Below are 17,300 nucleotides of genomic sequence, written 5' to 3' on the forward strand. Positions count from 1 at the left end.
GGTCTCCCCCCCCCGCGGCTCCCCCGGCCCCCCGCTTTTTTGGGGTGGTTTGTTTCCCCTCGGTCCCCCCCGGCGGGCAACACTCACGAGGCCCTAGCAGCGGCCGAGCATGTCCGTCAGCGCGGTCTTCTCGGCCGAATTGATCGTCAGCTTGTACTTGTACTTCGAGCCGACCCACATGCGGGCGTAGGTGCACCAGTAACCGGTGAGCGGCGGCTTCCAGGCGTCGGGCGACTTGTCGCCCTTCTGCTGGTTGACGTTGTCCGTGACCGCGATGAGCTGCGGGCCGGAGAGATCGTTGGCGAAGGCCTGACGCTGCGCCGTGGTCCATTTCGCGGCGCCGGTGCGCCAGGCGTCGGCGAGCGGGACGACGTGGTCGATGTCGATGTCGGAGGCCGCTGTCCAGGTCGCGCCGTCGTACGGGCTGACCCACTTGCCGCCGGTCGGCGCGCAGTCGGAGCCGGTGGTGACGCCGATGCCGTCGCGTTTGAGGACGACCTCGCGGGTGTTGCAGCTGTTGCCCTGGTCGATCCAATGCGGGAACAGGGTGCGGCTGTAGCCGTTGAGCGTGCCGTCGGGTGCGACGGTCAAGGTGGTGAGGTTGGACTTCGCGGTGGCGGCGGACGGGATACCCGGTGGGGTGGCGTCGGCCGCTCCGGCGATACCGACGGTGAGCATCGCGCTGATGCCCAAAGCGGTCAACGAGCGACGAACCAGGCGAAACGTTGGCATGGGCTGCCTCCGTGTCGAGTGCAGGGACAGCTAACCCTGGCTCACGGAAGTGACCTCGGCAACACTTGTGGGTGACATTTGGTTAATGGCTAACCAACACCGCGTACCAGGCGCAGGTCCTCGGTGTGCCGATACCAGGTCCACCGGTTCAGCGCGCGCGGGTGCACGACGCCGTCGTAGATCGGCCTGGTCGGGATGCAGCCGAGCTGGAACGCGCGTGACTCGAAGTCCGCCGGGCGCTTGAAGAAGGCGCCCTTCACCACGCGCACCGCGAGCCCCGGTCCTGTCCCGCTCGGCTCGACCTCGATCGACCGCGCGGGGCCACGCAGCGCGAGCTTCTCGTCGCAGTACGCCACGCCGCGCACGGTCGGGATCCGGCCGCGGCCGACCAGCACGCCGCCCGCGTCGTCGCGGATGAGCGGGACCGGGTCGGCGTCGCCACGGACAGCGAGCGCGAGCGCACGCAGCGGATCCGTCGGCAGGCCCCAGATCTCGGCGACCGCGGACTCCGGGTCGGTCGGCACGAACCCGACCGACACGCCAGCCAACTGTTCTTTTCGTAACAGTCGCAGCACCACCGCCGCGAGGTCCGCGTCGGACCCGCCGACGATCAGCCGGTCGCTTTCGCCCAGCAAGGGGTCCACATCCGCCTTGCCGGGACGTGACGGCAGCCGCACGGTCCTGACCTCGTCCACGTCAGGAATTTTCTCCGTATCGGGTCCACAAGCCAGCACCAGTCCCCGCACGCCAGCGGCCTCCGTTACGCTCATGCACCGGCATTCGCCTGCGCCCTTGTCTGTCGAACATCAGGAGTGTCACATGCCGGCCATCGTGCTCATCGGCGCCCAGTGGGGCGACGAAGGTAAGGGCAAGGCCACCGACCTGCTCGGCGACCGCGTCCAGTGGGTCGTCCGCTACCAGGGCGGTAACAACGCCGGTCACACCGTCGTTCTACCCAACGGCCAGGACTTCGCGCTGCACCTCATCCCGTCGGGCATCCTCACGCCCGGCGTCACCAACGTGATCGGCAACGGCGTCGTCGTCGACCCCGGTGTGCTGCTCGAGGAGATCGCCGGGCTCGAGGCACGCGACGTCGACACCAGCCGCCTGCTGATCTCCGCCGACGCGCATTTGATCATGCCGTACCACGTGGCGATCGATAAGGTCACCGAGCGTTACCTCGGTAGCCGCAAGATCGGCACCACCGGCCGCGGCATCGGGCCCTGCTACCAGGACAAGATCGCCCGCGTCGGCGTCCGTGTGCAGGACCTGCTCGACGAGAAGATCTTCCGCCAGAAGGTCGAGGCCGCGCTGGAGTTCAAGAACCAGGTGCTGGTCAAGGTGTACAACCGCAAGGCACTCGACGCCGACGAGGTCTGCGACGAGGTGCTCGCGGCAGGCGAGAAGTTCGCGCACCGCATCGCCGACTCGCGGCTGCAGCTCAACCAGGCGCTGGAGCGCGGCGAGACGATCCTGCTCGAGGGCTCGCAGGGCACCCTGCTCGACGTCGACCACGGCACGTACCCGTTCGTCACCTCGTCGAACCCGACCGCGGGCGGCGCGAGCGCCGGTTCCGGTATCGGCCCCGGCCGGATCGGCACCGTGCTGGGCATCCTCAAGGCGTACACCACGCGCGTCGGCTCCGGCCCGTTCCCGACCGAGCTGCACGACGAGTCCGGCGAGTACCTGCGCAAGACCGGCGGCGAGGTCGGCGTGACCACCGGCCGCGCCCGGCGCACCGGCTGGTTCGACGCGGTCATCGCGCGGTACGCGGCGCGGGTCAACGGCATCACCGACTTCTTCCTCACCAAGCTCGACGTGCTGTCCGGCTTGGAGAAGGTTCCGGTGTGCGTCGGCTACGAGGTCGACGGGTTCAAGACCTACGACATGCCGATGACGCAGACCGACGTGCACCACGCCACGCCGATCTACGAAGAGCGTCCCGGCTGGTTCGAGGACATCTCGGCCTGCCGCACCTTCGAGGAGCTGCCCGCGAACGCCCGCGCGTACGTCGAGTACCTCGAAGAGCTTTCGGGCGCGCGTATCTCCGCGATCGGTGTCGGACCGGGCCGCGAGCAGACGATCGTGCGGCACGAGTTCATCTAACGGGACATTTCATCTGGCGAGACGAGGAATAACCCCGGCCGGACCGGGTTGCCCCTGCCATGACCATTGGGGTAGCCCTTCCGTCCGGGGACACGGACGGCGCGAGCAATCTCGTCGAAGAGCTCATCGACCAGACCAGGCAGGCCGCGGCCGCCGGTATCGACTCGGTGTGGTTCTCGCAGCTGCAGAACTACGACGCGGTGACCGTGGCCGCGCTCGCCGGGCGTGAAGTGCCCGGCATCGCGGTCGGCAGCTCGGTCGTGCCGATCTATCCCAGGCACCCGCTGCTGCTGTCTGCGCTCGGCCAGACCGCGCAGGCGGCGACCGGCGGGCGGTTCACGCTCGGCGTCGGCCTCGGCTCAGAGAAGCTGCTGAAGCCCGCGTACGGCGTCGACTACCCGCCGCCGATCCGGCACCTGCGCGAGTATCTGACCGCGCTGCGGCCGTTGCTGAACGGCGAAGCGGCCGAGTTCGACGGCGAGCTCCTCAGTTCGCACCCGTTCGCCCCGACGGCCGTTCCCGGCTCGGCGCCGGTCCCGATACTGGTCGCGGCGATGGGCCCGCAGGCGCTCAAGGTGACCGGCGAGCTGGCTGACGGGACGCTGCCGTTCCTGGCAGGGCCGCGTGCGCTCGCCGAACTCATCGTCCCGGTCATCAACGCGGCCGCTGAGTCGGCAGGGCGGCCCAAGCCGAAGATCGTCGCCGCGTTCCCGGCCATCGTCACGAGCGATGTCGACACCACCCGTGAGAAGGCGGCCGCGAACCTCGCATTCTACGACTCGATCCCGTCGTACCAGAAGATCCTTGCCGCGGAAGGTGTTTCGGCCGCGCACGAGCTCGCGGCGATCGGCGACGAGGAGACCGTGGCCGCCGCCATCCGGCGGTACTTCGACGCGGGCGCCACCGAAGTGGTCATCACTCAGGCCGGTATCCACTCGTCCGAAGATCGGCTGCGCACCTGGAGACTGGCCGGTGACCAGACATTGGTGCACTCGAATTGATCGGGGTTGCCGATAAGCGGGTTTAGCGTGGCGCATGACCATCGGTGTGACCATCCCGGCCAGTGACACATACGCTGCCGCCAATCTCGTCGACGAGTTGGTGGTCCAGACCAGGCAGGCCGCCGACGCGGGGCTGAGCTCGGTCTGGTTCCCGCAATTGCTGGACTACGACGCCGTCACGGTGGCCGCGCTGGCCGGCCGGGAGGTTCCCGGCATTTCGGTCGGAACGGGTGTGGTGCCGCTTTATCCGCGGCACCCGTTGCTGGTGTCCGCGCTCGCGCAGACCGCGCAGGCGGCCACCGGCGGGCGGTTCACGCTAGGTCTCGGGCTGGGCGCGAGGCCGTTCCTGGAGCCGGTTTTCGGGCAGCCGTATCCGTCGCCGATCGAGCATCTGCGTGAATACCTGACCGTGCTGCGGCCATTGGTCAACGGCGAGGAGACCGAGTTCGACGGCGAGACCGTCAGCCTGCATCCGTCGATGCCGACGGCCGTGCCCGGTGCGAAGCCGGTGCCGATCATCGTGGCCGCGATGGGACCGCGTGCATTGGCCGTCGCTGGTGAACTCGCCGACGGGACCCTGCCGTATTTGGCGGGGCCCCAGGCTTTGTCGGCGAACATCGTGCCGGTGATCGGCCGGGCGGCCAAGTCGGCGGGCCGCCCGGCGCCCAAGGTCATCGCGGTGTTCCCGGCCGTGGTCACCCGCGAGGTCGACGCGACCCGTGAGGTGCTGGCCGAGCGGCTCGCGGTGTACGAAACGATTCCGTCTTATCAGCGAATCCTTGCCGCGGAAGGGGTTTCGCACGCGGCCGACCTGGCGGTGATCGGCAACGAGGAGACGGTCGCGGCGGCTGTACGGCGGTACTTCGACGCGGGGGCGACCGATGTGGTGATCAGCCAGGCGGGTGTCCGTTCGAGCGAAGACCGCCTGCGCACGTGGCGATTGCTGGGTGAGCTCAACAAACGCTGACGACCGTCGAGAGCGCGCCCTGCCAGCCGCCCGCCTTCGCTCGTACGGCGAGGTAGCTTTTCTGGTTGTTCACGGGGAAGTTCGGCAGCGAAGTCGCGGTCGTCGACGTGATCTGAGGGCTGCTCAGGTTCGCCTTGGTGTCGAGGTAGACGTCATACGCCGATGCGCCGGGGATCGCGGGCCACGAGAGGTTGGCGTTGCTGTTGGAACCGTTGCAGGCATTGGCGGTGGCCGTGAGCGCCGGCGCGGCCAGCGTGCCCGCCTTGCCGTAGGCGGAGCCGGTGTTCGACGTCGACCACGCCGCACCGGCTTCGCCCGCGAGCACCAGGATCGCCGCCAGCGCGAGTACGGCGATCCTGGTCATCCGCTCACCACCGTGACCGTCACCGGGATGGTGAAAGTGGCGTTCTGGCAACCGTTGTCCGAAGCCGTCGACATGGTCACCGCGTCGGCCAGCGTCAGCGTCGCGCTGCCGTTGGCGGCCACCGAACCGGACAGCGCCTGTGTGGTGAACGTGACCCCGGTGACCGAGCAGGAGCCGGACCCGCCGGTCGCGGTCGCCGCGCCCGCACCGGCGATCGTGGTGACCTTGACGGGATACGGGTTCGGGTTGTTCACCAGCACCTTGGCGGTGCCCTTGCCACCGGGGTACAGGTCGCCGGTGGTCACCGCGGTGACGCCGGTGGTCGGCGCCAGCGCGGAACCTGCCTTCGCCGACGCGGTGCCCGCGCCGGTGGAACTCCAAGCGGCGTAAGCGATTCCGCCGGTGAGCGCGACGGCCGTGACGCCGCCGACGATGAGGTAGTGCCGAGGCCGGAGCCTGCGCTGGGTGACGCGTCGGTGCGAGGTCATGATTTCGTGGCCGTTCCGGAGTAGGTCAGCGGGAAGGTGACGTTCTTGCAGGCGTCCGGCGCGGCGACCGCCAGATGGGTGGTCAGCGCGACCTCGGCGAACCCCTGCTTCGGCACCACGAGTGCCGTGGCGAGCGGGTCGACCCTGACCAAGTCGGGCCGGCACGCGGGGTTCGAGGTCGCGGTGACCGTCGCGGTCAGCGCGGTGACCTTGATCGGGAAGTTCTCGGTGTTCCCGATCCGCACCCACCGTGCGCCGGTGGCGCCCGGGTACAGCGCGGTGCTGCGCCCGGGCACGTCCGAGACCGTGAACCCCGCCTTGCCGGCTGACTGCTGCGGGACGCACGCCGCGGTCAGCGCGAGTGTCACCGCCAGGACGGCGTAACGCATCAGGCCGCGGAGGCCAGCGTGGCCGTCAAGTTGAGCGAGAAGGTCTTGCCCTGACAGGCATCGTCGGCGTCGGTTGTCATGTGCGCTGTGAGCGTGTACGTCGCCGAACCGTTCGCGCCGATCGTGCCGCTCGGGTTGCTCACGGCGTCGCTGGTGACCGAACCCGCGCCACAGCCGCCGTCGGCGGCCGAGCTGCCGGTCGAAATCGAGGTGACCTTGACGGGGTAGGAGTTCGGGTTGTTCACGGTGATCGTGAAGGTCTTGGCGGCGCCGGGGTAGAGCGCGTCCGAAGTGCCGGTCGGCGAAATCGTGGAGTTCAGCGCGGTCGTCGAAGTGACGGAGCCGGAACCGGCGCCGGAGCTGGACCATGCGGCGTACGCGACGCCCGCCATGGTCAGCGCGCCTGCGGCGGCGAGAGCGATCGCGGTCTTCTTGCTGAACTTGCGCATCAACGGCTCCTCGGTGAGTTCCTTGGGGAATACCGAGAATTCTGCGGGTAACGCGATTCGCGCGCGGCGGTAAACCGGCCCGGTTTTGCTTGCCCCTAGGCCCCTTGTGATTCGAATCGGCGCCTGTTATGCGCGAGTTCGCTCGTGATCGGCATGTATTCGAAGCGAGATCACGAACAATGTAACGGCCTCATCCGGCGCGTGTGCTGAACCTCGACGTCAGCGTGAGCTCCTCCAAATCCAGCTCCCGCAAGACCTTGCGAAGGATGTCGTCATCGAGCCTGCCGGCCTCACGTTCGGCGATCATTGCCTCACGCTGGATGACGAGCAGTTCGCGGCGCGCCTTGGCGAATTGGGCTTGCGGGCTGGCGACGCGTTCCTCCGCCGACAAGGAAATGCCGGCGGCGGCGAAGCGATAGCGGCTTTCGATGAGGTTGTCGAGGCGCTGCCTGATCTTTTCCACTTTCTCCTGCGGTACGTCCATAGTGGACACCCGCTCGCGCATGATCTCCGCGAGCCGCTCCTTGGCGGCCGCCTGCGCGACCGTGCGGGCGGCCATCTCCTCCTCGGCGTCGCGGATCGCCTCGTCGGGGTCCGCCACTTTCAGCTTCCTGATCAGCGCGGGCAGGGTGAGGCCTTGGATCAGCAGCGTCCCGATCGCCACGGTGAACGCGAACAGCTGGATCTCGGTGCGGCCTGGCACGTCGACGGGGATACCGGTCGCTGCCGCCAGCGTGACCACGCCTCGCATGCCGGTCCACGAGACCACCGCCAGATGCCGCCACGGCGGCACCGCGCGTTCGCGGCCGAACAGCCGTGCCGTCTGCGGGAGATAGCTCGAAATGAACACGGCCGGTATCCGCACGAGCATGGTCACCATCAGCACGACCAGCGCGCACCACAGGAGCGTGCCGTCGGACCGGGCGGCGGCGTGCGCGTTTTCGAGCACGAACGGCAGCTGCAGGCCCATCAACGCGAACACCAGCGCTTCGAGCAGCACGTCGATCGACGCCCACACCGACGAGTCCTGCATACGCGTCGCGGGACTGCCGTACCGCAGTGACTTGTGGCCGAGGTAGAGGCCCGCGGCGACGACCGCGAGCACGCCGGAGCCGTGGATGTGCTCGGCGGCGACATAGGCGGCGAACGGAACGATGATGCCGAAGGTCGACTCGATCAGCGGATCGTCGAGCTTGTGGCGGATCAGCCCGACGAGCACGCCGATCACCAGCCCGATCCCGATGCCGACCACGGTCGCGACGGCGAACACCACCACACCGCCGCCGATCGACCCCGCCGTGCCGAGTGCGGCGGCGATCCCGATCTTGTACAGGGTCAGCGCGGCGGCGTCGTTGACCAGGCTTTCCCCGGTGAGCACCGCCATCACCCGGCGTGGCAGGCCGAGCCTGCGGCCGATCGCGACCGCGGTCACCGCGTCCGGCGGGGCGACCACGGCGCCGAGCACCAGCGCCGAAGCGAACGGCAGGTCCGGCAGCAGCAGGTGCACGACCAGTCCGACCACCAGCGCGGTGACCACGACCAGTGCCACGCCGAGCGAGATGATCGGCCGCAGGTTGCTCTTGAAATGCGCGACCGAACTCTCCAGCGAGGTCGAGTAGAGCAGCGGCGGTAGCACGACCGTCAGCACCAGTTCCGGCTCCAGTTCGACCCTCGGCATGCCGGGAATGAACGAGACGCCGAGCGCGACCACCACGATCAGCAGCGGCGCCGACTGGTTGAACCGGCGCGCGAACGCGGTCAGGCCGAGTGAGCCCGCGAGTACGGCCATCAGGGTGAGCAGCTGCATGGGTGACCTCCAGCGCTGATCTTCGCCGACCCGCCGTCCCGCCGCGCGGAAAGGGGTTCACAGTTCTTCTGGTGAGTGGAAGTAATCTGGACTACACTGTGCGCTATGCGAATGCTTGTGCGCACTTAGAACAAGTGCTCTTGACGGAGGTTCCCGATGCCGGAGACAGCTGAGAGAAGTCGCTGGGTGGTCCCGCTCGCCTGGTCCGCCGTGCTCTTGGACGGCTTTGACCTGGTGGTGCTGGGTGTGGTCGTCCCGGTGCTGCTGGCGGGCAAGGTATGGGGGCTGACGGCGGGCTCGGTGGCGGTGGTGTCGACGTTCGGACTGGTCGGCATGACCATCGGCGCGATGGCCATCGGCACGATCACCGACGTGATCGGCAGGCGCAAGGCGTTGATCATCGCGGTGGCCGCGTTCTCGGTGTTCACCGCGTTGTGCGCGGTGGCACCGTCGGCGTTCTGGTTCGGGCTGCTGCGTTTCCTGGCCGGGCTCGGCCTCGGTGGCTGCCTGCCAACGGCCATCACGCTGGTCACCGAGCATTCACGCCGCGGAAAGGGCAGTAGTGCGGCGACCACGGTGATGACCGGGTATCACGTCGGCGCGGTGCTCACGGCGCTGCTGGGCATCTCGGTGATCCCGGCCTTCGGCTGGCAGGCGATGTTCGTCATCGGCGCGCTGCCCGCGGTCGTGCTGGTCCCGTTGATGGTGCGCTACCTGCCCGAGTCGGAAGCCTTCAAGCAGGAGGAGACCAAGCCGGGCGCCGAGGTGGTCGGCAAGCTGTTCAAGGGCGGGCTGTTCCTGTCGACGATCGCGTTCTGGGTGACCTCGTTCATGGGCCTGCTGCTGGTCTACGGCCTCAACACCTGGCTGCCGCAGATCATGCGCGTCGCCGGTTACCCGCTGGGCGCCGCGCTCGGCCTGCTGCTCACCTTGAACCTGGGCGGCATCGTCGGCCTGCTCATCGCCGGCTACGTCGCGGACCGCGTCGGCGTCCGCCGCTCGACCATCACGTGGTTCGCCGCGGCGGCGGCCTTCTTGGCTCTGTTGAGCGTGAAACTGCCCTCGGTGGGCCTGTATGTGGCGGTCTTCCTGACGGGCATGTTCGTGTTCAGCGCCCAGGTGCTGGTCTACGCCTTCGTCACTCGGACCTACGGCGCCGAAATCCGCGCCACCGGCCTCGGCTGGACCGCGGGCGTCGGACGGCTCGGCGCCATCACCGGCCCGCTGCTCGGCGGCTTCCTCCTCGACGCGGGCATCGCCTACCCCTGGGGCTTCTACGCCTTCGCCATCGTCGGCGCACTGGGCGCCGCCAGCATCACCCTGGTCCGCACCCGCTCCCGCACCCCCGTCGCCTAACCCACCCCTCGTTCCGCCAAGGAAAGGTCAGTGCCAGGTCGGCCTAGCGTGCCGACTTCCCAGGTACGCGTGTCGACTCCCTGGGTACGCGTGTCGACTCCCTGGGTACGCGTGTCGACTCCCTGGGTACGCGTGTCGTCCATCTGTGCACGGGTGGCGTCCGTCTGCGCACGCCTTCGGCTAAGGGGTCGTGAGTGTTGCGGCCGGTTCTAACCGGCCGTACCACTCACGACTCGTGTGTCGGCGCGAGTGGGAGATTTGCTCCGTTGGGTGCATTAATTCCTCCACTCGCTCGCCCCATCCACCCTTGGCACGTGACAAGGGGCGCCCTTGCGACGCTCTGGGTGACAAGGGCCGCCCTTGTCACCCAGACCGGTCGCAACGCTCACGACCCCAGGCGGCGGTGGCGGGTTGACGGGACGCGCAGGATCGTGGCGTCGGCCGGGCTCAAGGACTTGGCGAGGAAGACGGCGGCGCCCCAAGACCGGATCAGCGTCCGGGACTCTGCGATCAGCAGCAGGTCCGTCTCGGGGTCGGTGGCGAACTCGATCGCGTAGCGGAGCAAGGACGTGCAGCGCTGGGCGACGTCGTCGGCGATGACCTCGGTCGCCCACGCGGTGATGCGCAGGTCGTGGTCGAGCGCGAAGCGTCGGCAGTTGTCGCGGAGTTCCGCGAGGCTCGCGGCGGCGGAGGACGCCGTGCAGCAGTAGGCGGTCGCCGACGGCAGGCGCGCCAGTTTCGGGTGCCCGAAGAGAATCATGGGTAGCCCCTTCCCACCCACTCAGTGTGCGGAAGGAATAAGGGGACGTCAGCGGCACAACGGCCTTGAGCGGAAGATCCGTTAGCCTCTTGTTTTCAGTACAAGCGGGTGATAATCGGCCGTTCGGCGGTAACCTCTTGCGCGTGATCGGTGACTCCGACCGTCGAGAGCAGTGGCTGCGTGCCTCCCAGGACATCACGGGCGCCTTGTTGTCCGGCGATGATCCGCGCGCCGCGCTGCGTGTCGTCGCCGAGCGGGCACGCATGCTCGCGAACGCGCCCATCGCCGTCATCGCGGTGCCAGACGAGGACAATGCGGCGAACCTCATTTTCGACGTGGTGGACGGCGTCGGCATGGGCGGCGAAAAGGTGAACGGCTTGTCGGTGCCGATCGCCGAAACGGGATCGGGGCACGTCTATCTCAGCGGCCGGTCAATGATTTTCAATCAATACGGCACTAAGGTTCGCGCCAGGTCGAAAGACCCCGAAAATGAACTGCCGGAGCGGGTCACCGAACTCGACTCGTCCGTGGCCGTTCCGCTTTCCTTCGCCGACGAGGTGCTCGGTGTGCTGCTGCTGGCCCGGCTCCACGGTCAGCCCGAGTTCACCAACGCCGATCTGGAGCTCGCGGAGAGCTTCGCCGCGCACGCCGCCGTCGCGATCCAGTTCGGCCGCGCCGCCGAAGCCAGGCGGATGCTCGCGATCTTCGAGGACCGCGACCGGATCGCGCGCGATCTGCACGACCTGGTCATCCAGCGGCTGTTCGCCATCGGACTCGGCCTCGAAGGCGTCAGCATGCAGACGGAGCCGAAGACCGCGGACCGGCTGACCGCGTTCACCAAGCAGCTCGACGAGACCATCCGCGAGATCCGCCGCACGATCTTCTCGCTGCAGGAAGAGCCGGACGGCCAAACAAGCCTGCGCACGGAAATGCTCCGCTGCGTCCGCGAGGTGACGGCCGCGCTCGGGTTCGAACCCAGGGTCTCCTTCGACGGCCCGCTCGACTCGCTCGTGCCGGACGTCGTCCGCCCCGATCTGCTCGCGACGCTGCGCGAGGCGTTGTCCAACGCCGCGCGCCACGCGAAGGCCTCGGCCGTCGACGTCGACATCCGCGTCGACCGCGGTGGCACCGAACTCGTCCTGTCCGTCACCGACGACGGTGTCGGCCCGCCGGTCGAACCGGGCAGGCGCAGCGGACTTTCCAACCTCGCGAGCCGGGCCGAACGCTGGCATGGCGCGTTCACCTTCAAGCCGGCGCCCGGTGGCGGCGCCGCACTCAACTGGACCGTGAAACTACCCCGGGAGGCCCGAGTATGACGATCTCCGTGTTCCTGCTCGACGATCACGAACTGGTCCGCGAGGGCCTGCGCACCGTGCTCGAGAACGCGGGTGACCTGGAGGTCGTCGGTGAGGCAGGCTCGGCGGCCGAGGCGCTGGTGCGGATACCGGCCGCCAAGCCGCAGGTCGCCATCCTCGACGTGCGGCTGCCGGACGGCGACGGCGTCACCGTCTGCCGCGAGATCCGCTCGCTGCTCGACCCGCCGCCCGCGTGCTTGATGCTCACCTCGTACTCCGACGACGAGGCGCTGTTCGGCGCGATCATGGCCGGCGCCGCGGGCTACCTACTCAAGCAGATCTCGGGTATGGATCTCGTCGCCGCCGTCCGGACAGTTTCGGACGGCGGTTCGCTGCTCGACGCCAAAGTCACCGCGACGGTCATGAGCAGGCTGCGCGGTGAGACCGGCGCGACCGACCCACGTTACGCCTCGCTGAGCCCGCAGGAGCAGCGCGTGCTGGCCCTGATCGCCGACGGCCTGACCAACCGCGAGATCGCCAGGCGGCTTTATCTCGCGGAGAAGACCGTGAAGAACTACGTGTCCGCTGTCCTGCACAAACTGGGCCTGACCAGGCGAACAGAGGCAGCGGTCTACGCCGAACGCAACCGTCCGAAGGGGGCGTCTACTTCTGAGTAGGGTCCTTCGGCCCTGGTTGCTCCTGCAGGCATCACCGAAAGTGGAGATCACCGTAGTGGGTGAATGCAGGAGTGAACATGTTCGATTCAGTCGGTCCGGAGGTGTTGGACCGCCTCGCGTGCCTGGAGCTGCTGGGCAGCGTTGGTCTCGGCCGGATCGTCTACACCGAACGTGCCATGCCCGCGATCCAGCCGGTCCAGTTCACCGTGCACGAAGAAGCCGTGATCATCCGCGCGAGCCCCGGCGGCAAACTGTCCGCTGCGGCTCGCGGCGCGGTGGTCGCGTTCGAAGCAGGCTCCTTTTCGGACGATCTCTCCAGTGGCTGGAGTGTCCGGGTGGTCGGCCAGGCCACCGAGATCCGCTGCCCGCAAGAAGTCGCCATGCTCAAAGGCATTTCACTGCCCGGCTGGTCACCCGCGCCCGACGACCTCTACCTCCGCATCCCCATCGAGGTCGTGTCCGGCCGCCGCATCCGAGATGACCAGAACGGCATAAAGCCCGCTCTATCCCAGTAGCTTTTCGAGCTGATCGGGGATGACCGAGCCGTCGGGGCGCAGTACGGGGCCCGCGCTGCCGTCGGGGTTCGTGTAGGCCGTCGTCGAGCAGGGGTAAGGCGAGGTCTTGGCCGGCAGCGGCTGGATGAACATCGGGTTCACCAGCCATTTCCCGTCGCCGTCGCCGAACGCGTGGCACATCAGCTCGGCCTTGTTCCGGTTGATCACCAGCCGGAGTCCGCGCGCGTCGCCGGTGAACGTGACGTCCGTGGTCGAGTCGCCTGCCGCGAACACCTGACGGCCACGCGTGGTCCACGCCGCCGGTCCGCGCTCGCCGAAGATCTCCTGGTTGATCCAGCAACGCTTGCCGTCGATGTACGTGATCGCGGCGCCGTCACCACCGCACGGCACGAGCCGCGCGGTCTGCTTGCCGCGCGAGATCTCCGTGCGCACGCCGATCACCCGGCCGGGGGCGATCCCGACGCCGGACGCCCACACCTTCGCGACCACGTCGGCGGACGCCGACACGATCCATACGTCGTAGTGCGCGCGCTGCAGCGCGCGGATCAAGTCGCGCTGCTGGTCGTAGTAGCGCACCCAGCCGGTCACCTGCTTGCTGCCGACCCGCTGCGTCGTCCCGATCGGCGCGGCGAGATTTTCCCGCCTGGCGGCCAAAGTGAACGCCGCGAGCTCCCACGGCGTGTGCCCGGCGAGCAGCTGCGCGGCCCACGCGTACTGCGGTTCCACCCGACGGTGGTTCCAACCGGCGAAAGCCGCCTTGCCGCCCGAGGTCTTGCCGTCGGTGTAGATCGACAGGATCTCGTCGGCGCACCGGGTGTCCAGCCCGCTTGTCCACAAAGGACCGCTGCCGCAGTTGGCCGCGAGCGAAGCGGCCGCGTCATCGGTCAGGAAAGCCGACGTGGATTTCCAGTCGCGCGGTGCCACGATCTTGTTGTTGCGCAACATCCAGAACGTCATCGCATCGCCGATGTCGTTGCGCACCACGGTGTTGTCCCAGTCGAAGACCGCGACCCCACGCTCGGTGCAGATCATCCGCTGCAACTCGGCGTGGTTCTGGCCGTACCAGGCCGGATCCGCCTTGAGCTGCGGGCAAGCCGGGTGGCGTGCCGGCGCCGCTTGTGCGGGCGGCGCCACGAGTCCGAGTACCGCGGCGACCGCCGCCAGCACGCCACCCAGCTTCATCCCAGCTCCTTGAGTTCCTGTTCGACGGCGGCCAGTTCCGCCTCGGAACCTTGCACCTTCGGTCCCTTGAACCACTTCCGCGCGGACAGTACCCACCACAGCGCCGCGCCGCCGAGCACGACGAGGAACGCGATCGGGGTGTAGTTGAAGCTGTCCACGGTGACCGGTGCCGCCTGCGGCAGCATGAACAGCACGAAGATCAGCGCGACCCAGATGGTCGCCACGATGCCGACCGGCTTGCCCCACTTGCCGAGGTTCCACGGGCCCTTTTCGAAGTCGTCGCCCTTGCGGACCCGCAGGAACACCGGGATCACGTAGGCGACGTAAAGCCCGACGACCGCGATCGACGTCACCGCCGCGTAAGCCGTCGCGCTCCACAGATACGGCAGCGCCAACAGCAACGCGCCGCCCGCGGCGAGCCAGACCGCGTTGGTCGGGGTCTGCGTGCGCTTGTTGATCTTGTGCCAGAAGTTCGATCCAGGGATCGCGCCGTCGCGGGCGAAGGCGTAGATCATCCGCGAGTTCGCGGTCACCGAAGCCATGCCGCAGAACAACTGCGCGCCGATGCAGATCAGCAGCAGCAGCTTGCCGGTGGTCGCGCCGGTCGCGTCGATGAAGATCTGTGCTGGCGGCACGCCGGTGGCCGAGCCGACCGAACCGTCGTAGTCCTGGATCGCGAAGGTCAGCCCGATCAGCAGGATCCAGCCCGCGACGAGCGAGACGAGGATCGAGTTGATGATGCCGCGCGGTCCCGCTTTGGCCGCGTTCTTGGTCTCTTCGGTCATGTGCGCGGACGCGTCGTACCCGGTCAGCGTGTACTGCGCGAGCAGCAGCCCGAGTGCGAACACGTAGACCGGAGAGCCCCAGCCGGTGTTGTTCACGAAACTGCCGAACACGAACGACGCGCTCTGGTGCTTGTCCGGCACGACGATCAGCACGCCGACGATCACCAGCACGCCGAGCAGGTGCCACCACACGCTGATCCCGTTGAACAACGCCACCAGCTTCACGCCGAAGGTGTTCAGCGCGCCGTGCACGACCAGGATGATCGCGAGCAGCAGGATGGTGTGCCCCGGTGTCGCCGCGTACCCGAACTGCAGGTCCAGGAAGGCGTTGAGGAACAACGCGGCGCCGAAGTCGATACCGGCGGTGACCGCGATCTGCCCGATCAGGTTGAACCAGCCGGTGAACCACGACCACGCGGCGCCGTTGCTGGGCGCCAGTTTCGCGGCCCAGTAGTACAGCCCGCCCGCGGTCGGATAGCTCGAGCAGACCTCCGCCATGCCGAGGCCGACCAGGATGACGAACACGCCGACCAGTGGCCAGCCCCAGATCATCGCGGCCGGCCCGCCGGTCTTCATGCCGAACCCGTAGAGCGTCAGGCAGCCGGAGAGGATCGAGATGATGGTGAACGAGACGGCGAAGTTGGAGAACGCCGACATCGTGCGTTTGAGCTCTTGGGCGTAACCGAGCTTGTGGAGGAGGGCGGCATCGTCGTCGGCGGCGCTCTGCTTGTCTGACACGTCCATGGGGCACCCACTTAAAAGGTATACGGACAGACCATTGAGACCCGCCGAAATTAGACCCCGCTGCTCAGAGGTGTCAAGGCCCCGTCAAGAACTCGTCCGCAGGCTACGGAACCTGGCGTGGAACACCCATGGAACGCCCGTGGAACGCCTTGAGGGTGAAGGCGCGGCCATCGGGCCGCCGCCAGTCCACAAGGAGAAGCAGCATGAGCACCTCCAGACCCTGGAAGCGCCGCATCACGCGGGCGGCCGCCATCACCGCCGTCGGCGCGAGCGCACTCGTCATGTCCGCTGTCCCGTCGATGGCCGCGCAGAAGTGCACCGGCGCGGCCGAGGCCAACGTGTGCCTGTCCATCGACCGGCTCTCGAACGGGGAGTACGCGGTCCACCTCGGCATCGACTGGCACATCAGCAAGTCGGACGCCGAGGCGATCATCCTCGGCGGCGGGCCGCTCCGTGCCGAGATGATCGGCGACGACGCGTTCTCCGACGATCACCTCTTCGACGTGCCGCTGACCGACGCCGGCGCTTCCGACGGATTCGGCCTCAGCATCGACTTCGACCGCGTCGTCCCGGCGTTCTTCCTCGACGAGGACAACACCCCGTTCGACCGCACGGACGAGGTGTTCGGCCGGATCAAGATCACCGACCGGCGCACCAACTCGACGCGGACGTTCGACACGCCCGAGTTCGTCCAGCGTTTCTGATTCGCCGTTTCGGTGCGGTGGTCACGGCCCGGTGGCGAACTCCGCCTCGAGCTGCCGGGCCGGTGGCCACGCGCCTTCGAAGACGTTGGAGACGACCGTGTGCGTGATGCCGCGCACGGGGTCGTGGACGCTGCGGAACGAGACGCCGGGATCGCCGCCCTGCAGCATCACCACATCGTCGCGGTGGCGCCAGAAACCGAGTGCGTAGCCGGCGCCGCCGTGCTTGGTCTCGGGCGTGCGCCGCCGCATCACCTCCGGCACGTCCGGGATCAGCTTCCCGGCGAACAACGCCTGCCAGAAGGCGTGGAAGTCGGCGACCGTGGTGTAGATGCCGCCGTCGCCGTTGCCGCGGACCGGCAGGTCGAAGAGGTTGGACCGGGTCTCGGAGACATAGCCGGTCGCCATCCGGCCCAGAGGTTCGTCCGAGCGCAGGAATTCGGTGTCGTGCATGCCGGCGGGCACGCACACCCGCTCGCGCACGAGATCGTGGAACGGCACGCCGCTCACCCGCTCGGCGATCAGCGCGAGCACGACGAAACCGCCGTTGCAATAAGAAAAGTCGGTGCCTGCGGCGAATTTCGTCGGATAACCGTCGAGTATCGGCACGAAACTCTCGGTCGTGTCGAGCAGCGCGACATTGAAGACCGGTTCTTCTTCGGCGTCTTCGTCGTAGTAATCGCCGATCCCGGAACGGTTCGCGAGCAAATGCTCGACGGTGACGTCGGCCGCGATCAACGGCAGGTCGTCGCCGAGCACCGAACGCGCGGTGGTCGACAGCGAGAGCGAGCCGTCGGCGATCAGGCTCAGCACGGTGACCGCGGTGAGTCCCTTGGTACCGCTGGCGATCGCGAAGCGGGTGTCGACGGTGTTGGCGACGCCATGGCCGCGATGCGCGAAACCATAGGCCTTCGCCAACACCGTCTCACCGCCGCGATCAATGCGGATCACGCCGGAAAAGTCCTGGGGAGGTTCGATCATT

General features: G+C 67.9%; 19 protein-coding genes. 8 read left to right on the top strand and 11 right to left on the bottom strand.

Annotated elements, in window-relative coordinates; all coding sequences use genetic code 11:
- Positions 1-93: 93 nt before the first annotated feature.
- Both ACFV15_RS11875 and ACFV15_RS11880 read right to left on the bottom strand, forming a co-directional pair.
- On the bottom strand, positions 94-732 hold the full coding sequence (locus ACFV15_RS11875) for an HNH endonuclease family protein (protein WP_378350197.1): 639 nt from the start codon (positions 730-732) through the stop codon (positions 94-96).
- 89 nt (positions 733-821) lie between these two features.
- Positions 822-1,478 carry a hypothetical protein gene (locus ACFV15_RS11880; RefSeq protein WP_378350280.1) on the bottom strand — a complete coding sequence of 219 codons (657 nt, stop codon included), beginning with the start codon at positions 1,476-1,478 and terminating at the stop codon, positions 822-824.
- Between the two features lie 73 nt (positions 1,479-1,551).
- Here ACFV15_RS11880 and ACFV15_RS11885 point away from each other — a divergent pair, with 73 nt between their 5' ends.
- From ACFV15_RS11885 to ACFV15_RS11895, 3 genes are read left to right on the top strand one after another with little or no spacing between them, the layout of a single operon-like run.
- Entirely contained in the window at positions 1,552-2,838 is a 1,287-nt protein-coding gene (locus tag ACFV15_RS11885; RefSeq protein ID WP_378350198.1) for an adenylosuccinate synthase, read from the top strand.
- A 59-nt stretch (positions 2,839-2,897) separates the two neighbouring features.
- Positions 2,898-3,839: an LLM class F420-dependent oxidoreductase gene (locus ACFV15_RS11890; RefSeq protein WP_378350199.1), complete on the top strand. Its 942-nt coding sequence runs from the start codon at positions 2,898-2,900 to the stop codon at positions 3,837-3,839.
- 34 nt (positions 3,840-3,873) lie between these two features.
- Complete coding sequence (locus ACFV15_RS11895) at positions 3,874-4,806, top strand: TIGR03564 family F420-dependent LLM class oxidoreductase (protein WP_378350200.1); 933 nt, start codon at positions 3,874-3,876, stop codon at positions 4,804-4,806.
- Here ACFV15_RS11895 and ACFV15_RS11900 read toward each other — a convergent pair.
- The 5 genes from ACFV15_RS11900 to ACFV15_RS11920 form a co-directional block, all read right to left on the bottom strand.
- Positions 4,793-5,170, bottom strand: coding sequence for a hypothetical protein (locus ACFV15_RS11900; RefSeq protein WP_378350201.1), 378 nt, complete (start codon positions 5,168-5,170; stop codon positions 4,793-4,795). The two genes, ACFV15_RS11895 and ACFV15_RS11900, sit on opposite strands and share 14 nt — an antisense overlap.
- Positions 5,167-5,658, bottom strand: coding sequence for a hypothetical protein (locus ACFV15_RS11905; RefSeq protein ID WP_378350202.1), 492 nt, complete (start codon positions 5,656-5,658; stop codon positions 5,167-5,169). The genes ACFV15_RS11900 and ACFV15_RS11905 overlap by 4 nt, the downstream gene beginning before the upstream one ends.
- The gene (locus ACFV15_RS11910) at positions 5,655-6,047 is read right to left on the bottom strand and encodes a hypothetical protein (protein WP_378350203.1); all 393 of its coding nucleotides are present in this window, start codon (positions 6,045-6,047) and stop codon (positions 5,655-5,657) included. The genes ACFV15_RS11905 and ACFV15_RS11910 overlap by 4 nt, the downstream gene beginning before the upstream one ends.
- Positions 6,047-6,496 carry an LEA type 2 family protein gene (locus ACFV15_RS11915; RefSeq protein WP_378350204.1) on the bottom strand — a complete coding sequence of 150 codons (450 nt, stop codon included), beginning with the start codon at positions 6,494-6,496 and terminating at the stop codon, positions 6,047-6,049. The genes ACFV15_RS11910 and ACFV15_RS11915 overlap by 1 nt, the downstream gene beginning before the upstream one ends.
- A 190-nt stretch (positions 6,497-6,686) precedes the next feature.
- Positions 6,687-8,303 (bottom strand): Na+/H+ antiporter, encoded by a 1,617-nt coding sequence (locus ACFV15_RS11920; protein ID WP_378350205.1) that lies wholly within the window; start codon positions 8,301-8,303, stop codon positions 6,687-6,689.
- Positions 8,304-8,459: 156 nt separating this feature from the next.
- Between ACFV15_RS11920 and ACFV15_RS11925 the strand changes: the two genes are divergently transcribed.
- Positions 8,460-9,659 carry an MFS transporter gene (locus ACFV15_RS11925; protein WP_378350206.1) on the top strand — a complete coding sequence of 400 codons (1,200 nt, stop codon included), beginning with the start codon at positions 8,460-8,462 and terminating at the stop codon, positions 9,657-9,659.
- A 385-nt stretch (positions 9,660-10,044) separates the two neighbouring features.
- Here the strand turns inward: ACFV15_RS11925 and ACFV15_RS11930 are convergent, their stop codons facing one another.
- The gene (locus tag ACFV15_RS11930; RefSeq protein ID WP_378350207.1) at positions 10,045-10,419 is read right to left on the bottom strand and encodes a hypothetical protein; all 375 of its coding nucleotides are present in this window, start codon (positions 10,417-10,419) and stop codon (positions 10,045-10,047) included.
- Positions 10,420-10,562: 143 nt separating this feature from the next.
- On the opposite strand from ACFV15_RS11930, the gene ACFV15_RS11935 reads away from it, so the two are divergent.
- From ACFV15_RS11935 to ACFV15_RS11945, 3 genes are all read left to right on the top strand, one after another.
- Positions 10,563-11,735 (top strand): GAF domain-containing sensor histidine kinase, encoded by a 1,173-nt coding sequence (locus ACFV15_RS11935; RefSeq protein WP_378350208.1) that lies wholly within the window; start codon positions 10,563-10,565, stop codon positions 11,733-11,735.
- The gene (locus ACFV15_RS11940; protein WP_378350209.1) at positions 11,732-12,391 is read left to right on the top strand and encodes a response regulator; all 660 of its coding nucleotides are present in this window, start codon (positions 11,732-11,734) and stop codon (positions 12,389-12,391) included. Before ACFV15_RS11935 ends, ACFV15_RS11940 begins: the two co-directional genes overlap by 4 nt.
- Positions 12,392-12,468: 77 nt before the next feature.
- The gene (locus tag ACFV15_RS11945) at positions 12,469-12,906 is read left to right on the top strand and encodes a pyridoxamine 5'-phosphate oxidase family protein (protein WP_378350210.1); all 438 of its coding nucleotides are present in this window, start codon (positions 12,469-12,471) and stop codon (positions 12,904-12,906) included.
- Here the strand turns inward: ACFV15_RS11945 and ACFV15_RS11950 are convergent.
- Together ACFV15_RS11950 and ACFV15_RS11955 are read right to left on the bottom strand one after the other, a co-directional pair.
- Positions 12,895-14,088 (bottom strand): haloacid dehalogenase-like hydrolase, encoded by a 1,194-nt coding sequence (locus ACFV15_RS11950; RefSeq protein WP_378350211.1) that lies wholly within the window; start codon positions 14,086-14,088, stop codon positions 12,895-12,897. The two genes, ACFV15_RS11945 and ACFV15_RS11950, sit on opposite strands and share 12 nt — an antisense overlap.
- Complete coding sequence (locus ACFV15_RS11955) at positions 14,085-15,617, bottom strand: amino acid permease (protein WP_378350212.1); 1,533 nt, start codon at positions 15,615-15,617, stop codon at positions 14,085-14,087. Before ACFV15_RS11955 ends, ACFV15_RS11950 begins: the two co-directional genes overlap by 4 nt.
- A gap of 203 nt (positions 15,618-15,820) precedes the next feature.
- On the opposite strand from ACFV15_RS11955, the gene ACFV15_RS11960 reads away from it, so the two are divergent.
- Entirely contained in the window at positions 15,821-16,321 is a 501-nt protein-coding gene (locus tag ACFV15_RS11960; RefSeq protein WP_378350213.1) for a hypothetical protein, read from the top strand.
- 21 nt (positions 16,322-16,342) lie between these two features.
- On the opposite strand, the gene ACFV15_RS11965 is transcribed toward ACFV15_RS11960, so the two are convergent.
- On the bottom strand, positions 16,343-17,299 hold the full coding sequence (locus ACFV15_RS11965; RefSeq protein ID WP_378350214.1) for a serine hydrolase domain-containing protein: 957 nt from the start codon (positions 17,297-17,299) through the stop codon (positions 16,343-16,345).
- Position 17,300 lies beyond the last annotated feature (1 nt).

The sequence above is a fragment of the Amycolatopsis sp. NPDC059657 genome, assembly GCF_042734395.1.
Taxonomy (GTDB): domain Bacteria; phylum Actinomycetota; class Actinomycetes; order Mycobacteriales; family Pseudonocardiaceae; genus Amycolatopsis.

Excerpts from the sequence above, each read along its gene's own strand:
- ACFV15_RS11915 (WP_378350204.1), bottom strand. The coding sequence starts at position 6,496 with ATGCGCAAGTTCAGCAAGAAGACCGCGATCGCTCTCGCCGCCGCAGGC.
- ACFV15_RS11955 (WP_378350212.1), bottom strand. The coding sequence starts at position 15,617 with ATGGACGTGTCAGACAAGCAGAGCGCCGCCGACGACGATGCCGCCCTC.
- ACFV15_RS11885 (WP_378350198.1), top strand. The coding sequence starts at position 1,552 with ATGCCGGCCATCGTGCTCATCGGCGCCCAGTGGGGCGACGAAGGTAAG.
- ACFV15_RS11940 (WP_378350209.1), top strand. The coding sequence starts at position 11,732 with ATGACGATCTCCGTGTTCCTGCTCGACGATCACGAACTGGTCCGCGAG.
- ACFV15_RS11920 (WP_378350205.1), bottom strand. The coding sequence starts at position 8,303 with ATGCAGCTGCTCACCCTGATGGCCGTACTCGCGGGCTCACTCGGCCTG.
- ACFV15_RS11930 (WP_378350207.1), bottom strand. The coding sequence starts at position 10,419 with ATGATTCTCTTCGGGCACCCGAAACTGGCGCGCCTGCCGTCGGCGACC.
- ACFV15_RS11875 (WP_378350197.1), bottom strand. The coding sequence starts at position 732 with ATGCCAACGTTTCGCCTGGTTCGTCGCTCGTTGACCGCTTTGGGCATC.
- ACFV15_RS11965 (WP_378350214.1), bottom strand. The coding sequence starts at position 17,299 with ATGATCGAACCTCCCCAGGACTTTTCCGGCGTGATCCGCATTGATCGC.
- ACFV15_RS11905 (WP_378350202.1), bottom strand. The coding sequence starts at position 5,658 with ATGACCTCGCACCGACGCGTCACCCAGCGCAGGCTCCGGCCTCGGCAC.
- ACFV15_RS11960 (WP_378350213.1), top strand. The coding sequence starts at position 15,821 with ATGAGCACCTCCAGACCCTGGAAGCGCCGCATCACGCGGGCGGCCGCC.
- ACFV15_RS11900 (WP_378350201.1), bottom strand. The coding sequence starts at position 5,170 with ATGACCAGGATCGCCGTACTCGCGCTGGCGGCGATCCTGGTGCTCGCG.
- ACFV15_RS11925 (WP_378350206.1), top strand. The coding sequence starts at position 8,460 with ATGCCGGAGACAGCTGAGAGAAGTCGCTGGGTGGTCCCGCTCGCCTGG.
- ACFV15_RS11910 (WP_378350203.1), bottom strand. The coding sequence starts at position 6,047 with ATGCGTTACGCCGTCCTGGCGGTGACACTCGCGCTGACCGCGGCGTGC.
- ACFV15_RS11950 (WP_378350211.1), bottom strand. The coding sequence starts at position 14,088 with ATGAAGCTGGGTGGCGTGCTGGCGGCGGTCGCCGCGGTACTCGGACTC.
- ACFV15_RS11945 (WP_378350210.1), top strand. The coding sequence starts at position 12,469 with ATGTTCGATTCAGTCGGTCCGGAGGTGTTGGACCGCCTCGCGTGCCTG.
- ACFV15_RS11895 (WP_378350200.1), top strand. The coding sequence starts at position 3,874 with ATGACCATCGGTGTGACCATCCCGGCCAGTGACACATACGCTGCCGCC.
- ACFV15_RS11890 (WP_378350199.1), top strand. The coding sequence starts at position 2,898 with ATGACCATTGGGGTAGCCCTTCCGTCCGGGGACACGGACGGCGCGAGC.